At 55.2% G+C, this 15,435-nt stretch carries 16 protein-coding genes; 4 read left to right on the top strand and 12 right to left on the bottom strand.

Annotated features, from left to right (window positions below):
* Nucleotides 1–3: 3 nt before the first annotated feature.
* The 10 genes from FOY56_RS18520 to FOY56_RS18565 form a co-directional block, all read right to left on the bottom strand.
* Nucleotides 4–402 (bottom strand): hypothetical protein, encoded by a 399-nt coding sequence (locus FOY56_RS18520; protein ID WP_146347519.1) that lies wholly within the window; start codon nucleotides 400–402, stop codon nucleotides 4–6.
* The gene (gene flhB / locus FOY56_RS18525; RefSeq protein ID WP_146347521.1) at nucleotides 402–1,487 is read right to left on the bottom strand and encodes a flagellar type III secretion system protein FlhB; all 1,086 of its coding nucleotides are present in this window, start codon (nucleotides 1,485–1,487) and stop codon (nucleotides 402–404) included. The genes FOY56_RS18520 and flhB overlap by 1 nt, the downstream gene beginning before the upstream one ends.
* Nucleotides 1,484–2,254, bottom strand: a complete 771-nt coding sequence (locus FOY56_RS18530) for a flagellar biosynthetic protein FliR (RefSeq protein WP_146347732.1) — start codon at nucleotides 2,252–2,254, stop codon at nucleotides 1,484–1,486. The genes flhB and FOY56_RS18530 overlap by 4 nt, the downstream gene beginning before the upstream one ends.
* Nucleotides 2,254–4,341: a flagellar biosynthesis protein FlhA gene (flhA, locus tag FOY56_RS18535; protein WP_146347523.1), complete on the bottom strand. Its 2,088-nt coding sequence runs from the start codon at nucleotides 4,339–4,341 to the stop codon at nucleotides 2,254–2,256. Before flhA ends, FOY56_RS18530 begins: the two co-directional genes overlap by 1 nt.
* Nucleotides 4,342–4,350: 9 nt before the next feature.
* Nucleotides 4,351–5,073 (bottom strand): lytic transglycosylase domain-containing protein, encoded by a 723-nt coding sequence (locus FOY56_RS18540; protein ID WP_146347525.1) that lies wholly within the window; start codon nucleotides 5,071–5,073, stop codon nucleotides 4,351–4,353.
* Between the two features lie 111 nt (nucleotides 5,074–5,184).
* Nucleotides 5,185–7,365 carry a hypothetical protein gene (locus FOY56_RS18545; protein ID WP_146347527.1) on the bottom strand — a complete coding sequence of 727 codons (2,181 nt, stop codon included), beginning with the start codon at nucleotides 7,363–7,365 and terminating at the stop codon, nucleotides 5,185–5,187.
* Nucleotides 7,362–8,231, bottom strand: coding sequence for a flagellar motor stator protein MotA (motA, locus tag FOY56_RS18550; protein ID WP_146347529.1), 870 nt, complete (start codon nucleotides 8,229–8,231; stop codon nucleotides 7,362–7,364). Before motA ends, FOY56_RS18545 begins: the two co-directional genes overlap by 4 nt.
* Before the next feature lie 76 nt (nucleotides 8,232–8,307).
* Nucleotides 8,308–8,922, bottom strand: coding sequence for a MotE family protein (locus FOY56_RS18555; RefSeq protein WP_146347530.1), 615 nt, complete (start codon nucleotides 8,920–8,922; stop codon nucleotides 8,308–8,310).
* A complete protein-coding gene (locus FOY56_RS18560) occupies nucleotides 8,919–9,317 on the bottom strand; it encodes a hypothetical protein (protein WP_146347532.1) in 399 nt (132 codons plus the stop codon). Before FOY56_RS18560 ends, FOY56_RS18555 begins: the two co-directional genes overlap by 4 nt.
* 9 nt (nucleotides 9,318–9,326) lie before the next feature.
* A complete protein-coding gene (locus tag FOY56_RS18565; RefSeq protein WP_146347534.1) occupies nucleotides 9,327–9,821 on the bottom strand; it encodes a flagellar basal body-associated FliL family protein in 495 nt (164 codons plus the stop codon).
* 119 nt (nucleotides 9,822–9,940) lie between these two features.
* Between FOY56_RS18565 and fliF the strand changes: the two genes are divergently transcribed.
* Genes fliF through fliP form a run of 4 tightly spaced genes read left to right on the top strand, consistent with a single transcriptional unit; the run spans nucleotide 9,941 to nucleotide 13,164 of the window.
* Nucleotides 9,941–11,542 (top strand): flagellar basal-body MS-ring/collar protein FliF, encoded by a 1,602-nt coding sequence (fliF, locus tag FOY56_RS18570; protein WP_146347536.1) that lies wholly within the window; start codon nucleotides 9,941–9,943, stop codon nucleotides 11,540–11,542.
* A complete protein-coding gene (locus FOY56_RS18575; RefSeq protein ID WP_146347538.1) occupies nucleotides 11,539–12,141 on the top strand; it encodes an ABC transporter ATP-binding protein in 603 nt (200 codons plus the stop codon). Before fliF ends, FOY56_RS18575 begins: the two co-directional genes overlap by 4 nt.
* Nucleotides 12,134–12,421: a FliM/FliN family flagellar motor switch protein gene (locus tag FOY56_RS18580; RefSeq protein WP_146347539.1), complete on the top strand. Its 288-nt coding sequence runs from the start codon at nucleotides 12,134–12,136 to the stop codon at nucleotides 12,419–12,421. The genes FOY56_RS18575 and FOY56_RS18580 overlap by 8 nt, the downstream gene beginning before the upstream one ends.
* Nucleotides 12,418–13,164, top strand: coding sequence for a flagellar type III secretion system pore protein FliP (fliP, locus tag FOY56_RS18585; protein WP_146347541.1), 747 nt, complete (start codon nucleotides 12,418–12,420; stop codon nucleotides 13,162–13,164). Before FOY56_RS18580 ends, fliP begins: the two co-directional genes overlap by 4 nt.
* Nucleotides 13,165–13,328: 164 nt before the next feature.
* Here fliP and FOY56_RS18590 read toward each other — a convergent pair whose 3' ends face one another.
* Both FOY56_RS18590 and FOY56_RS18595 read right to left on the bottom strand, forming a co-directional pair.
* Nucleotides 13,329–14,429 (bottom strand): flagellar basal body P-ring protein FlgI, encoded by a 1,101-nt coding sequence (locus FOY56_RS18590; protein ID WP_146347543.1) that lies wholly within the window; start codon nucleotides 14,427–14,429, stop codon nucleotides 13,329–13,331.
* A complete protein-coding gene (locus FOY56_RS18595) occupies nucleotides 14,426–15,433 on the bottom strand; it encodes a flagellin (RefSeq protein ID WP_146347545.1) in 1,008 nt (335 codons plus the stop codon). The genes FOY56_RS18590 and FOY56_RS18595 overlap by 4 nt, the downstream gene beginning before the upstream one ends.
* Nucleotides 15,434–15,435: the final 2 nt, after the last annotated feature.

Raw genomic sequence — 15,435 nt, forward strand, 5'->3', positions numbered from 1 at the left:
TCTCTAAAGCCTATCAAGCAGCCGTTCATCGCGCCGCTGGGCCGCTGTTTTCTTCCTCCTAAGCGTATCATTAACAATCATTCGTTCCAGGGCGGTCTTGCGCCCAAAACTGGCTTTCAGTTTCTCTTGAAACGGCTGTTTCCGCGCCATGATCTGGGCCAGCTCTTGGTTCAGTTGCCGTCGTGTCCGGTCACGCCAGGATTGCCAAAGGAGATCGGCGCCGATTTGTTGCATGGCCTGTGGCTGGGACAAATCAGTTTGTGCCTGGTCGGCCAGCTCGTCCAGCTTTGCCAGTTTGCCACGCAGCGCGGACTCTTCCGCCAATACGGCGCGCATCCTTTCTTGCTCTTTCAGATATTGAACTTTTACGATCTCAAGTAAGCGCGGAAGATCATCACGCATCAGATGCCACCCTTCGCCCGTTGACGCATGCGGTCGGCAAATCGGATCGCGGCCGCGACCGCGCGGTACTGATCTTCGCGCACCTCCTCTCCCACATCAACTGTCGCGAACAACGCCCTTGCTGTCGGTGGGTCAGAGTGGATCGGCACCCCGGCTTCAATGGCCGTTTCACGGATACGGGCCGCTATCTTGTCAACGCCCTTCGCCACGCAGACGGGTGCTGAACCTGGTGCCCTGTCCCATTTAAGCGCCACTGAGTAATGCGTCGGATTTACGATAACGACGTCGGCTTTCGGAACATCCCCCATCATCTGGCGCGCCGCAATTTCCTGTCCACGTTGACGGCGATGTTGCTTCATGTGGGGATCCCCTTCGGAATCCTTGGCTTCGTCCTGGATGTCCTTTCGCGACATCATGTTTTTTCGCCTGTGTTCCTGATGCTGCCAAATCGTATCGATTACCCCAATTCCGGTCGAAATAAGAAGAACAAGGAAGAGGAACTCAAGACAAATCCGGCCCATCAAGGATAACCCCGACTGATACGGGGCGGCGCTGGCCGACAGGATCAGGGGTAAACGGATGGTCAACAGCCATGCGAGACAAACCGAATACAGCAAGAGTTTTGCAAAACTCTTGGAGAACTCGAACAGTCCTGCCCGCCCGAATTTTTGTTTCGCATTTGACAAAACCGAAATTCGACTCGACTTAAGCGCGAGTTTTGAAGGCGCAACCACAAAGGCGCGCTGGGCCAGAATCGAACACAAAACGGCTGCTGCCGGGACCATCATCATGGCCGCGAGCGACTGGGCCACCCCCCAAAGGGCGGCACCAATCCCCGCGCTGCCCGAGCCCTGAAAAACGAGATTGGTCATCCGGTCTGGCTTATCCAGAAAAGACGCAAGGATTTCGCCGCTATCCTGAACAAGGGAAAGACCAAATCCCGCAAAAGCCAGCAGCAAACCAGCATAGGAAGCGGCAACAGACAAGTCCGTTGATCTTGCAAATTCGCCTTTCTCCCGAGCCCGCTGAAGTTTTTGCGGGGTCGGGTCAAAGCTTTTCTCGGTATCATTATCGCCCGCGCTCATGGTGTCAGATCCAGAGGGTTGTCAAAGAAACCCTGCATCGCCTCCACCCAGACCGCGAGGATCAGCGGGGCTCCCAACATCAAAAGCAACAACCCGCCTGCCGTGATGACGGGGGCACCCACGAAGGCGACCATAAGCTGCGGCATAGCGCGATTTATGACCCCGAGCGTCAAATTATAGACCAATGCAGCAATCACGAACGGTGTCGCCAGACCGAATGCCAACGAAAAAGCATATGATATGCGCGCAACGCCCCACTCAGATAACGCGCCCGCTGGCAAGATTTCCCCTGGTGGGAAGACTTCGTACGACCCGATCATTAACTCTGCCGCCCTAATGTGAAGTCCGAACATCACAGCCAGCGTCAACCCTCCGGTCACCAGCAAATGCCCCATGGCCGGTACGGGTTCCGAGACGGATCCGCCAAGCAGTTGCGACAGCGACGTGGCTTGCGCAGCGATAGATCCAGCGATCTGCAGGGTAAACACAAACATCCGCACCATTATCCCGAGTGCCAATCCGATTGCGGTTTCGCTTACGGCAAGCGCTGCGAATCCGGCAGGTCCGGCAGGCGTTTCCAAAGGCGGAACAGCCGGGGCGACGATCACAGAGAACGCCACCCCAATGACCAGTCGCAGGCGCATAGGAATCGTTTGCTCTCCAAACGCGGGCAACAAGGATGCGGTGGCCGCAACCCGAAGAAACACGATCGCGCCCTGCCAAGCCCCGCTTTGCAGATACTCAAGAAGTTCGACAGCAACCTGCATCACGCAGCAACAACGCCGACAAGCGCCGGGCGGGCTTCCAACCCGATTTCCTCAAACGAAAACACAGGGTTGGAAATACCTCGGGCGTGCATCAGCGTGCGCAAGAACCGGCGACGTGGCGATGACGTCACAAGAGCCGCAGCAATACCCTGATTACCGACCTGATCCAGCCGCTCGGCAATTCCATTTGCAAGTTGGTTGAACAGATCGGGAGGCAAAGCCACGTCTAAACCGCCACTGCGGCTTTCGATCTGATAGCCGGAAAACGTATCTTCCCATTCGGGCGCGAGTTGTACGAGAGGGATGCTGCCATCTGGGCGCTTTAGCTCGGCAACCAGTTGAAACCCCAATCTCTGCCGCACAGCCTCGCAAATCCCTTCAGGTTGGGTTGTGACAATCCGAGCTTCGGCAACGGCTTCTAGGATCAGTGGAAGATTCCGGATCGAAACACGCTCTTCCAGCAACAGCCTCAACACGGCATGCAGAGTATCGATCGGAACCTTGTCCGGGATCAGTTCGTCCAGAAGTTTGCGATTTGCCTCGGACCGGGCCGGATCGCTGAGACGAGTCATCTCTCCCAAAATTCTGCGCAGCGACTTAAGCGTCAGAAGTCGGGAGAAATTCTGCTTTATGACTTCCAGAAGATGGGTCGCCAAAATTTCAGGAGGTGCCACAACTGTTGCGCCGCCTATCGCCGCAGTCTCCTGATCAGTGCGCGAGATCCAGCGCGCTGGCGCGCCATAAACCGGTTCTGTCACGTCATTGCCTGTGGGCAGATCAACAACTCCATCCGGTGACAACGCCAGGACCAGATCGGGATGCAAGACGCCACGGGCCTGTTCAACGCCGTGAATACGGATCACATATGTCCCGGGAGGCAATTCGGGTTCATCCGTCAGCCGGATATCCGGCAAAATCAGACCAAAAACCGAAGCCACATGGGTTCGCATGTTTGCGATGCGCACATCCAGCCCTGTTCCGGGGTCCAGCACCATGCTGACAAGATCGGGAGCAAACTGTACATGCAAATCATCAAGATCGAGAAGATCGCCCAGTGGTTTTACAATTGGGCCTGCAGGACCGCCATCTTCCGGATCGCTGGCACCATCTGACCTGACAGGCCCGGCGCGTAACCGATATGCAGCGAAACCCAACGCCCCGCCACCAATAATGAAAGGAAGAAATGGAAGTCCGGGTACAAGGGCAAACAGCGACATCAGAACGGCAACTGTCGCGATCGCGGCAGGGTGGCGCCCCAACTGGGACAAAAGGGCCAGATCAGTTGCGCCGGGCGTTCCGCCCCGGGCCAGCAGCAACGCAGACGCGATAGAAATGATCACTGCCGGGATCTGCGTGACCAAACCATCACCGACCGTCAGAATGGCGTAGGTTTCAAACGCTGACCCTATCGGCATCCCGTGGACCACGGTCCCCATAATCAGCCCCATAACAAGGTTCAGCAATGTGATCAGCAGCCCCGCGATGGCATCGCCCTTGACGAACTTCGACGCCCCGTCAAGCGACCCAAAAAAGGTCGTTTCCTGTTGTTCGCGTTCTCGCCTTTCGCGGGCCTCATTGTGATCGATGGCACCCGCCGACATGTCGCTGTCGATGGCCATTTGCTTTCCTGGCATTGCATCAAGGGCAAAACGGGCTCCCACTTCAGCCATACGCGCGGCCCCTTTGGTGATGACCATAAAGTTGACGATCAGCAGAACGCCAAAAACAACAAGGCCAAGAAACACGCTGCCGCCCATGACGAACTGCGCGAAGCCTTCGATCACATCACCAGCCGCGTTAGGTCCTGTATGCCCTTGCCCGATGATCAACTTCGTCGAGGAAATGTTAAGTGACAGACGCAGCATCAAAGACGCCAGCAGGATTGTCGGGAACGACGAGAAATCCAGCGGACGTTCGATGAAAAGCGTGATGGTGAATATAAGGATTGCCAGGGCAAACGACGCTGCAAGCCCGACATCCAGAATCCAAGCGGGCACCGGTAGGATCATCATCACAATAATCGCCATCAAAGCCAGCGCCAGAAGAACTGTTGGATCAAAAATGGAGTCCAGTTTGAGTTTGGGCATGGTTTTGTTTTATCGCTGTTTAATCAAAGACAGACGTTGTCGGGAGTCTGTGTCCTGAAACGTAACCAATGAACCCAGACTAGCGGGCGTGGATCCGATCAGTGGGCGAGCGGCACGGCTGGACGAGCGTTTAGTCATGTCGCCCGCTGGATTTGAATCAGGCAATGATGTGCGAATTGTATCGAACCGCGCGGAATATTTGCGGGACAAAGCTGGCGTTCTGGAATGATAGGCGCCCGCAGCTTCAGACCAGTTTCCCAGTTCCGCGTAGAGATTTTTCAATAACTGAGCCGCATAGTCGGCACCCAAAACAGGGTCAAACATGTCTTCGATCGACTGGAAAGCACGGCCGTGCCATTTGTAGTTAATCTGAAAGCACCCGACATCGAAACTTCTGGCGCCCTTTTTGAAATGCCGAAATACAAACGCGCGTGCCTGATCCTCGGTTTTGAACCAATGTCCGGCACCTTCAAGATTCACCGTCCATGGCCAAGGCGACAACCCTTCTTTGCCAGTTCGACCGGTTTCAACGCGTGTGATCGCCAGAAGAATATCGACCGGAATGTCGTGCCTTTGCGCCGCGACCTCTGCCGCCTGATCACAATCATATGCCTTGGCCGCCGCCGCGGCTGCCAAGGCTGACGATATCAGTATAGAAGCGAATGCTGCGAACACCGCAGGTGACCGGAGAACTGGGTAGCCCTTTTGCGACTGGCGCCATTCGAGGATCATGGGCATTTGCCTGAAATTGTTGGTGTATTGGCATTCAGGCTAAGCGCTGTTCTTTTACAAATGGTTAGCCAGGTTGTCTAAAGTCTGCAAATCAGCTGCAAGAGGATACGTTCAGTTCACGCCCTGTTTCAGCATCGAAGTTTCTTCTAATAATCGATCGATCTCAGCACGGGTCGCTGCGCTCTTGTCCAACAAGGCATGCGCATGCTTCAGTGGCGGAAATTCCACCGGCTCGCGCCGGACGAGATGCCGGGCAGCATCTCCGGCGTGTACAAAACGTGTCTCTTCCGCGGGGATCGCATCGTAGTCCCCGGACAGGAAAAAGCCCCTGGCTGCGCTCTCGTTATCACGGATCTTCGCTGCCAGATCCGCCGCCTCAGCATAGTTTTGGTTCTGCCATATGGCTGACACCCTTATCTTGTCAGCTTCGGGTCCGCTGATACCCAGAACGTCCACGAGCGCGTGATGTGGTTTGCCGTCTGCCAAGGCCGCTTCTGCCCGCAACAACCGTCGCGCATCATCGACGTCTTGGCCTGACGCTTTATCTAGAATCTCTCGTGCATGGCGCGGAAAACCAAGGTCTAGCAAGCGTCTGGCTATAGCCAAAACGACGCCGGCTTCAGCCACGGCTGATACGTCGCTTTGGGGTGCCAGAACATAATCAAGAAATGTGAGATCATCCGCCAGATCGGTGAGCAGCGGAAGTAGTTGTATTGTGAGCCTGCTGTCATTGGGTTTTATCGACTCCAATTCAGGCAAGGCGACATCGAATCGGCCCACCATGGCATACGCCAGAATGCGGGCCCTTTTGAGATCCTCGACAACAGGGGCATCACGGTATTCGACAACAAAGGCGTCGATTAGCTTAGGGATGTTCGGTTGCAGCGTGTCGCCGGTCTTCAAAAGGGTTTCAACTTGTGCGACCAGGGCTCGCGCGGTCAACTCGGACTCGGTCGAAGCAACCTTTTCGGCATTTTCCAGCGCCTTTGGGTAGTTTTGCTCAGCAGAAGCAATCATCGCTTCTGCCAATTCAACAGCGGGCGCAGTAACTTCCTCCGCACGGGTTGTGTTCCGCAGAACCGCTTTTGCGATATCCGGACGCCCCCCAGCAACCAAAATCTCTGCCAGTCGCGGCCCCAGATGCATGCGAAGATGCGCGGGAAGCCCGGCATTCGCCTTCTGAATGGCATTCAGGTTTGCGTCTTTGCTCAATCGCGCCTCAGATAACAAAGACCACAACGCGACGGTGCCTTCACATTGCTGCTGACCGGCCAAAGGGAGTTCTTCCGTTTGCTCCATTTCATCCATCGTTCGGGCCAACGCGCGAAGAATACTGTCATTCGCAGAGTTGTCTTGCCCGAGACCCAACACCTGTTCGGCTTCGAGGCCAAAACCAAAATGCAGGTAGAGCCTCACCAGATCTGTCATGGCCTTGGGATTTACCTTGTCGAACTCTCCATAAAGATCGGCACGTATCGCCGTAATCTGTTCTGGAAAGGACCTTCCGTTGGTCCAGGCCAAGACGTCTATTGCACGGTCCGGGATGCACTGTTGCTCATGAGTTCGCTTTGACTTCTGCGTAACGCGGTCAATTTCCTGATCGAAGACAGTTATAGCCGAAATCTGGAGCGCCTTACGTCCGGGCAGGTTCAAGCTATCTGTATCGCCAACCTGACGAGCGCCGCCAGCCTCCGTATGATCCGGTTCCAAAACACCCTGCTGGGTTGCCCGGTCGAGCTGCTCTAACAAGCGCTGCTCCGAAGATTTCAGAATGATCGGATTTGGAGTCCGCCCCAGCGGTCGTTCCAATACCAGGTTCGCTGGTTCACCTATGGTATCTGCGGTACTGGAAGCAGTGCCAGAATCAAACGGATGCAAGACATCCGACCTTGCCACCACGGGCAAGGTCAAATCTGTACCTGCAGATCCTTCGGGCCCATCAGCAACATCAATGGCAATCAACGAATCCGATGCTCGGAAACTGTTTACCCGACAATTGCAGCCAAGATGAATAACGAGATCCTTGCCGGGGCCAGACTGGGAAACATCCAATACCCGGGTACGTGGAATTCGGTCAAAAACGGTCGAAAAATCAAACACAATCTGCGTTGCGGCCACGGTCAAAAATGTAGTGCGCCCCGAACTGCGAACCGTCCACTGCTGGCTTTTGTGCATCGGAACGACGATGCGAGTGAACCCCACATGTTCGCCCGTCCGAACTTCAACTGTCTGGGCGAAGGCTGGCGGACCCAACAAAAAGGTCAGCACAAGCATTCTGAGCAACGTCATCATGCAGCTTCCTGCTTGACCGCTTTCAAGGCTTCTTCAAGGTCACCAAAGCCAGGCCGGATATGCGAAGGTGTGTTCTGACGTCCGACTTCGATGCAGATGGCCGCCGCGTGATCGTGGAGATTGGCCACAAGAACCTCACGGATCAAATGGTAAAAGTGGCTGTCTTCTTCCGTGACGGCCTGAAGCTTGGATGCAAATGGTCCAACGAGGCCATAGGCCAGAAACACCCCGAGAAAGGTCCCCACCAAAGCCCCACCGATCAGTCTACCAAGAATTTCAGGAGGTTGGTCGATCGAGCCCATCGTTTTGATCACACCCAATACCGCCGCAACGATACCCAACGCTGGTAAACCATCCGCCACTGTCTGAAGGGCATGGCTGGAATGCATGGCATGGTGGAGATTGGATTCCATTCTTTTGTCGAGTATTTCCTCGACCTGATGCGGATCATCATAGTTCATTGACGCCGAGCGGAGCGTATCACAGATCAGATCAACAACTTCTTTGTCAGATTGGATTTTCGGGTACTTACTAAAAAGGTCTGACGCTTGTGGGTCTTCCGTGTGCTTTTCCAGATCTACAGGGCTGCTTTTCGCGACGCGGATCAAAGAAAAAAGCAGACAAAGAAGATCGCGGTAATCGTCGGCCTTCCACTTCGCTCCCTTGAACACCTTGGCAATATCTTTGATCGTGTGTTTGATCGCGGGCATGTCGTTACTGATAAGAAAGGCGCCCGTTGCTGCACCACCGATCATCATCATTTCGAATGGGAGAGATTTTAGGATAATCGTCAGTTTACCTCCGGCGGCGAGGTATCCGCCGAACACCATAGCAAAGATGACAATGATTCCGATGATACCGATCATGACCGCTCTCCGATTTCCGTCGCTTCCGGTTCAACTTGGGCCTGACTGCTTAAGAAAGACTGACTGTTTTGGAATTTCACTCAGTCGGCACATTTGCGTTACGACCTGCCAGAACAACACTGATTGTATAGGCTGCTCTGGGGCTTAGGCCGGCTAGGATTGCCGCCGCCGAATCGGGATTCATCCGTGCCAGAAAACCTGCGGCAAAGTTTGGCGCCATTTCTTCGAACAGCGCAGCTGCATCCTTTGGCTTCATTTTTTCATAAACATCCGTAAGTTGGGTAAGGTCTCCTTCAGCAGCGCCATCTGCCATCGCTAATGTGCGCTGCAGTGTTTCTTCGGCTTCGACCAAGGCCACAAGTTTCCGGTCGATGGCCGCATCTGCAATGCTCAACGCTTCCAACCGCTCCTCAAGAATAAGTTCGCGCTGTTCCAGGCGTTCTTCACGTTCCTGCAAGGCTGCCAGCACGTGTTGCAACGCCACCGGCCCTTGTGTCTTCGCGGCTTCCTTGGCTTCTGGCGCTGACTGCTCCTCAACCGGGTGATCGGCTTGCGCAATTTCCCGCCCGATTGCCGGTGCAGCCTCTACCCCGAACCGTAAAAGCGCTGATCCGGTCAACAGCATGGAAATCAGCATCAAGACCCCGCCACGCAACCGGCGCGGTCGGTTTTGTGTTGTGACCTTACTCATTGTGACGCCTGAGTGTGCCCGCGGCCGTGGCGAACAAACATAGGACCAGATTCAGGTCGCGGCGACTGGTCTTCTTCTGTCGGCTTGCCGTCTGGCGTTGGCGAAACGGACTCCGCCACGTCATGCATCGACGCCATCATCAGTTCAAGCTTTTGTGCAACCGCCTCGGCCCGCGTCGTCAGCGCTTCCAAGGCCTGGTTCGACCCGTCCGAGGACGACTTTGCCGCACCCAGAGTCTGGTTCAAGTCATCGACCTGAGCAGACAATACAGCCACGGCGCCGCCGACGCCCTTTTCCAGATCATTGAAGCGGCTCAACCGCCTGGAAAGCACGTAGCAGTAAAATCCGGCGCCCAAGGCGCCCGCGACCAGAAGAATATCTGCAATCAGTTCCACTGTTGCCTCCTAGTTCAATACAAATTCCATAATCAGAAGATCGCGGACCATCGCGTCGCCTGTCACAATTGAGATCCGCCTAAGCATTTGCGAGCGCAGCCGTGTGAGCGCCAGAGGATCACGCAAATCGTCCAGTGTCAGCGCTCGCAGATAGCCGTTCAGAACATCGACAATTCGCGGCATGATCTGTTCGACTGCATGTTTGTCGCTGCTATCGACTTCAACCTGTGCGCGAAACCTCAACTGTCTCGAACCCGCCCCGGAGTTCAGAGAAATCATGATCGGTTCGATTTCGACAAAGGCGATGTCGCCAAAATCTGCTGCGTGTTCGTCTTGCTTGTGCCCACTTGTCCCGGAAGAGACTCCGCCAAAAGGAAGCAGACCGAAAGATATCGCCGCGAATCCAGCGCCAGCGCCAGTTAACGCCAAAAAAACCCAAATGAGAATCGCGAATTTTCCCGACTTTGTAGGGAGTTCTGGTGACTTGGTAACTGAATCGGTCATTACGTATCCTGGCGGTTCGAACGTTCTCTTCATAACCGTGTAGGAACTAACCGATTGTTAAGCCCGTTCGTCCAAACATACCTCAAGCCGTACAGAAAGTCGGTTTGACGGAGGTTGCGTTGCAGCAGATCAGAACAGTCTGGGCCGGGTTGAATATGCAAAAGCGGGTCATCGTCGCGTTTGCGAGTTTGGCAATGTTTGCCGGAGTATTGATTCTTTCCCGAATGGCGGCAGCGCCATCTATGACCCTGCTCTATGCGGGCCTGGAAAACGGAGCGGCCGGCGAAGTCGTACATGCGCTTGAACAGCGGAATGTTGTTTATGAGGTGCGCGGTGGGTCGATCTATGTCTCGGCCCAGCAGCGGGATGAATTACGTCTGACATTGGCCAGCGACGGCCTGCCATCCGGCGGCGGGCAAGGATACGAATTGCTTGATTCGCTTTCCGGGTTCGGAACGACTTCGCAAATGTTCGACGCCGCCTATTGGCGGGCCAAAGAAGGTGAATTGGCGCGCACGATCATGGCCGGGCAGCATGTCGGACAGGCCCGGGTACACATTGCCAATGCAGGTTCCAACCCGTTCCAACGCAGTTTCGAACCATCCGCCTCTGTTTCAGTGGTACCCTCGGGTCCACCCATCACACCACCTCAGGCAAATGCCATTCGACACTTGATCGCGTCCGCCGTTTCTGGGCTAACTTCCGAAAATGTCTCCATAATAGATGCAAACGGCACATTGATCAGCACGACAGACACCGGACCAACCTCAAGCACGGTCGATGATCGGGCACTGCAGATCAGAGAACGTGTTCTGCGTCTGGTTGAGGCTCGTGTTGGTCGCGGCAACGCTGTTGTCGAAGTCAGCCTCGACACCGTAACAGAATCCGAATCGATCCGAGAACGCAGGTTCGATCCGAACGGTCGGGTCGCTATCAGTACGGATGTCGAAGAACGATCTGACGCCAGCTCCCGGCAGTCTGGCGACGTCACCGTTGCATCGAATCTGCCCGACGGGGATGCAGCAGAAGAGGACGGGTCGAACAGCAAGACGAGTTCAACGCGCGAACGGGTGAGTTATGAAGTGTCCGAAACCGAAACCGAAATCCTCAGAGCGCCAGGGGCCATTAAACGGCTGACAGTGGCGGTCTTGATCAACGGCATTCCCGCCCAATCCGACGGCGAAAGCGCAGACTTCACACAGCGGCCTGCTGCAGAGTTGGACGCCTTGCGAGAATTGGTTGAATCTGCGGTTGGATATGATCCCGAGCGTGGCGACGTGATCACGCTGAAATCCATGGATCTGCCTTCTGCCGAACCCCTTGGAACATCCGGGGCTGTGCCCTGGCTTCAACGTATCAGTCTTGATGTGATGTCACTGCTTCAACTGGCTGCTTTAGGGATCGTAACTTTGCTTCTTGGTCTGTTCGTGGTGCGACCGATTTTGACAGCGCCCCCAGTTCTGGCGAATGCAGCGGCACCAGGCTTACCCGGGCCTGCCAATATCGGGGGGCAAGTGCTAACTGGCGAAATTCAGGATGCCGAAACCGGCCGGTTCGAAAAGATGAACATGGGCGACCAGACGTCAGCATCTTCCTTGCCCGGGACTACGCCGAATACGCAAGACACCGTAGACAGGCTTCGCGCAATTGTCGGAGATCGTCAGGATGAAACAGTCGAAATTCTGCGTGGTTGGCTGGAAGAAAGCCGGGAGAACGCATGATGACCATCGCCCACTTGCTCCAGGACTTCAGCAAGACCGCTGTCGGGTCTGGTCCTTTTCGCTTTCATTCCGAGGAAACCCTTGAAGATCTACGGCTGTCCTCGTTCGAGCAGGGATATGCTGCCGGTTGGGAAGATGCCGCGAAGGCCCGTTCGTCAGAAGACACGAACTCCACCCGCGCCATCTCCAACTCGCTCGAGGATCTGTCGTTCACTTTCCACGAGGTGCGTGCGCAGATGTTTGCCTTGCTAGAGCCACTGTTTGACTGTGTCACCGAAAGCGTTTTGCCCAACATCGCTGCAAAGGGAACACGGCGTCAAATTGTGGGGCTACTGACAGCCGCTGCGTCCGATCTGGTCGAACACCGCGCAACTTTGTTCGTCCCTCAGGGCGGAGAATCGCGTCTCGCCGAATTGATGGGCCAGCCTCTGCCAATGCCGCTGACTCTTGTCGAAGATCCTTGCCTGACAGGAGACCAGATCATTCTTCGGCTGGGTTCTGCTGAAACCGCTATGGATGCGACCATGCTGGTTCGCTCGATTAACGATCTCATCGACGCATTTCTTTTCGACGTTCAGGAGGACGCAAAACATGGATAAGCCAAATTCCGCGCCAACCCGACAAGCAAACCCTTTCGTTTCAGTCCCCATCGAAATCACGGTGTCCGTCGGCAAGGCCCGGCCGCTGATCCGCGACTTGGTAAACTTGGGCGAAAACGCGGTGTTAAGTCTCGACAGGCGTGTCGAAGATCCTGTTGAACTGTTCATCGGAACTCGGCTGGTTGCGCGCGGCCAACTGGAAGAGCTTGAGGGCGAAACACCGGGGCGGCTTGCCGTTCGTTTGACCGAAATTACCGATCTGTCCAACGATCTGGGATGAAGCACGCGCGCGCTCTTTGCACAGGTGCGCTGATCTGTGCGCCATTTTTTCTTCTGCCTGCATCGGCAATGGCGCAGGATCTGAGTTTCAACCTAAGCAGCGATGGATCCCTCTCTGGCCGAACGATCCAGTTGATGCTGCTGATCACCGTTCTAAGCCTCGCACCGGGCATCGCCATTACAATCACGTGTTTTCCATTTCTGGTAACGGTATTGTCGATTCTTCGACAAGCCATCGGCCTCCAGCAATCTCCTCCCAATATGCTGATCGTGAGCCTTGCTCTGTTCTTGACCTATTTTGTCATGGAGCCCGTGTTCTCGGACGCGTGGCAGAGCGGGATCAACCCTTTGCTGAACGAAGAAATCGAGCCGGAAGCGGCAATCGAACGCAGTTTGATGCCCTTCCGCAAATTCATGGCTGCTCGGGTCGAATCAGAAACGTTTTTATCTCTTGCAGAACTGCGCCCTGGAACCGCTGGCGCTGTTCTATCGGCAGAAGCGCCAATTAGTGTTCTGGTCCCAAGTTTTTTGTTGTCGGAAATCTCGCGGGCCTTCCAGATTGGGTTTCTGGTGTTTTTGCCCTTTCTGATTATCGACCTTGTGGTAGCAGCGATATTGATGTCCATGGGCATGATGATGGTGCCCCCTGCAATGGTGGCTCTTCCATTCAAGCTTGCCTTCTTTGTTGTGTCGGATGGCTGGAGCCTGATCGCAACAGCATTGGTCCGCAGCTATTCGTCCTAAACTTCGGCGGTACTAACAAAAAAACAAACAAACCTGCGTCTCGAGCAGAACCGCTTTGAAGACCATGGCAGTTCGTAGGTTTTGAGGCATTTGGGCACTGTGTTTGTGGCACGATACAGGTACCAACAGGATGCAACTTTCCCACGATTTCAATACCCAACGTCCTATCGAACCACGAATTCTGCGTGCAGGGCTCCGGCCGCCTTCAGGCTTTTGAGGATGTCGATCATGTCACGGGGCGAAACCCCGAGCGCATTGAGCCCGGCAACAACTTCGGACAGGGACGTGCTTTCGGGGACCTCGGCAAGCGACACACCTTCTTCCTCTTCGATTGTGGCCCCCGTTCGCGGTACCACAACTGTTTCCCCATCCGCAAAGGGGTTTGGCTGTACCACCAAAGGCGTTTCCTCTATCCGAAGCGTGAGATTGCCTTGTGAAACAGCAACACGTGACAATCGCACATCGTCTCCCATAACAATCGTCCCGGATCGCTGGTCGACGACAACTCGCGCTTTTCGTTGTGGCTGTATCAGGATGTTCTCGATCCGCCCGATCGCATGCGCAGTCGATACAGCCCGGGTGGCTGCGATATCAATCTCAACCGTACCAGGATCGCGCATCACGGCGACCGGACGATTGAACTGACGATTTATTGCGGTCTCAATCCTTCCCGCCGTTGTAAAATCCGGATCCCGAAGCGCAAGTCGCACGGTAGTCAGCGACGCAAAATCAAAGTCGATTTCTTGTTCCACCCGGGCTCCGGATGGAATGGTACCCGACGTCGGTACCCCCTGAACAACGCCCGCTGCGTCGCCCTCGACCGCGGCGCCGCCGGCCAGTATCGTTCCCTGTGAAACTGCATAGATTTGCCCGTCTGCCGCATTGAGAGGCGTCATTATCAATGTCCCGCCCAGCAAACTTTTGGAGTCGCCAATTGCCGAGACCGTTACATCGATCTGGCTCCCAACCCGCGCAAAGGGTGGCAGGTTGGCAGTCACCAAAACCGCGGCGACGTTTTTCGGGCGAAACTGTTCGCCAGTGATATTCACGCCTAACCGTTCAAGGATGTTGGTCATGATCTCTTCGGTGAACGGCGCGTTGCGCAGCCCGTCTCCGGTACCATTCAGCCCAACCACCAGACCATACCCGACCAGATCATTGCCGCGGACCCCATCGAATTCGACAAGGTCCTTAAGTCGAACCGTGTTGGCCTGAGCCATCAACGGCACCAAAACCGAAAGGACTAAACAGCGAAGAAACATCATTCGAGGTAACTCAGCAGGCTGAGGCGCGAATTACGCGCGGTGACAGTATAGAGGCTTTCCAGTTGGAACTGTGCCTCTTCCAATTGCAGAGCAGTGTCGTAAGGATCCGCTTCAATCATGGTCGCCCTTGCCATATCCAGACTGGCGCGAGCTGCGGCGTTACGGGCTGCGGTGTCCTCGATCCTGGTCTGCGCATAGCCAAGTTCGGCCCGCAATCCGGTCAAGGCATCGGTTCCTGCCAAAAGGCTGCCCATCGCATCATGCCGCAGGGACGCGCGAACATCGGAAGACAGCGCCAGATCCTCGCGGCCGGCAAAGGCGACCATTGACAGGTCCAACATAGCATTTCGGAAGATATCATCATCTGCACGCAGAGACAGGTTGACCTGTTCTCGCGCCCCGATCTGGACAGGATTTCGGGATTGGTCCGCACCAGTATAGACTATCGCGTGAAAACCATCGGGATCGTCAAACCAAGCTTCCGCTGCAGCGCGAATTTCGCTTGCAGAAGCTGATGGCGCGATCTGGGCTTCAAGTGCGTCCAGCAGGGTTTGCGCAGTTCTCATCGGCGCTCGGTCCGTCGCAACTCCGCCATAAAGACTTCGCCCGGCTACTGTTGTATTCAGAGCCGAAATCACAGTATCTAACCCAAGATACGCCTGTTCGGTCACGGCCGTCCCGGATGCATTCAGATTGCCTGTGGAGATTTTGATCAAAGCAGCAGCAAGATCCTCGCCAGTGGACTGGACAAGGCTAAGGCTGGCCTGCATGGCATCGGCAATGCCACCAGCTTCGACAATGGCCGTATCGAAACCATCCAGCCGCGTCAGATCTCGATTGATATCCAAAAGATGCGAGATGTCGCCACCAAGATGCTCGTTTACATCTGCAACCCGGCCGCTGGCCAGTTCTTCGGTTAACTGCGACAGGTTTTGGCTCAACATGGTACTGCGGCTGCGCAACATGAGATGATAGGCGAGATCGCCAATAGAAGACATAGTCATAG

Source organism: Falsiphaeobacter marinintestinus (genome assembly GCF_007923355.1).
Classification (GTDB): domain Bacteria; phylum Pseudomonadota; class Alphaproteobacteria; order Rhodobacterales; family Rhodobacteraceae; genus Phaeobacter_A; species Phaeobacter_A marinintestinus.

Bases quoted from the DNA above. Each gene is read 5' to 3' on its own strand.
- FOY56_RS18575 (WP_146347538.1), top strand. From the start codon at position 11,539: ATGATGACCATCGCCCACTTGCTCCAGGACTTCAGCAAGACCGCTGTC.
- FOY56_RS18555 (WP_146347530.1), bottom strand. From the start codon at position 8,922: ATGAGTAAGGTCACAACACAAAACCGACCGCGCCGGTTGCGTGGCGGG.
- FOY56_RS18520 (WP_146347519.1), bottom strand. From the start codon at position 402: ATGCGTGATGATCTTCCGCGCTTACTTGAGATCGTAAAAGTTCAATAT.
- flhA (WP_146347523.1), bottom strand. From the start codon at position 4,341: ATGCCCAAACTCAAACTGGACTCCATTTTTGATCCAACAGTTCTTCTG.
- flhB (WP_146347521.1), bottom strand. From the start codon at position 1,487: ATGAGCGCGGGCGATAATGATACCGAGAAAAGCTTTGACCCGACCCCG.
- motA (WP_146347529.1), bottom strand. From the start codon at position 8,231: ATGATCGGTATCATCGGAATCATTGTCATCTTTGCTATGGTGTTCGGC.
- FOY56_RS18580 (WP_146347539.1), top strand. From the start codon at position 12,134: ATGGATAAGCCAAATTCCGCGCCAACCCGACAAGCAAACCCTTTCGTT.
- FOY56_RS18545 (WP_146347527.1), bottom strand. From the start codon at position 7,365: ATGATGACGTTGCTCAGAATGCTTGTGCTGACCTTTTTGTTGGGTCCG.
- FOY56_RS18590 (WP_146347543.1), bottom strand. From the start codon at position 14,429: ATGATGTTTCTTCGCTGTTTAGTCCTTTCGGTTTTGGTGCCGTTGATG.
- FOY56_RS18595 (WP_146347545.1), bottom strand. From the start codon at position 15,433: ATGACTATGTCTTCTATTGGCGATCTCGCCTATCATCTCATGTTGCGC.
- fliP (WP_146347541.1), top strand. From the start codon at position 12,418: ATGAAGCACGCGCGCGCTCTTTGCACAGGTGCGCTGATCTGTGCGCCA.
- FOY56_RS18540 (WP_146347525.1), bottom strand. From the start codon at position 5,073: ATGATCCTCGAATGGCGCCAGTCGCAAAAGGGCTACCCAGTTCTCCGG.
- FOY56_RS18530 (WP_146347732.1), bottom strand. From the start codon at position 2,254: ATGCAGGTTGCTGTCGAACTTCTTGAGTATCTGCAAAGCGGGGCTTGG.
- FOY56_RS18565 (WP_146347534.1), bottom strand. From the start codon at position 9,821: ATGACCGATTCAGTTACCAAGTCACCAGAACTCCCTACAAAGTCGGGA.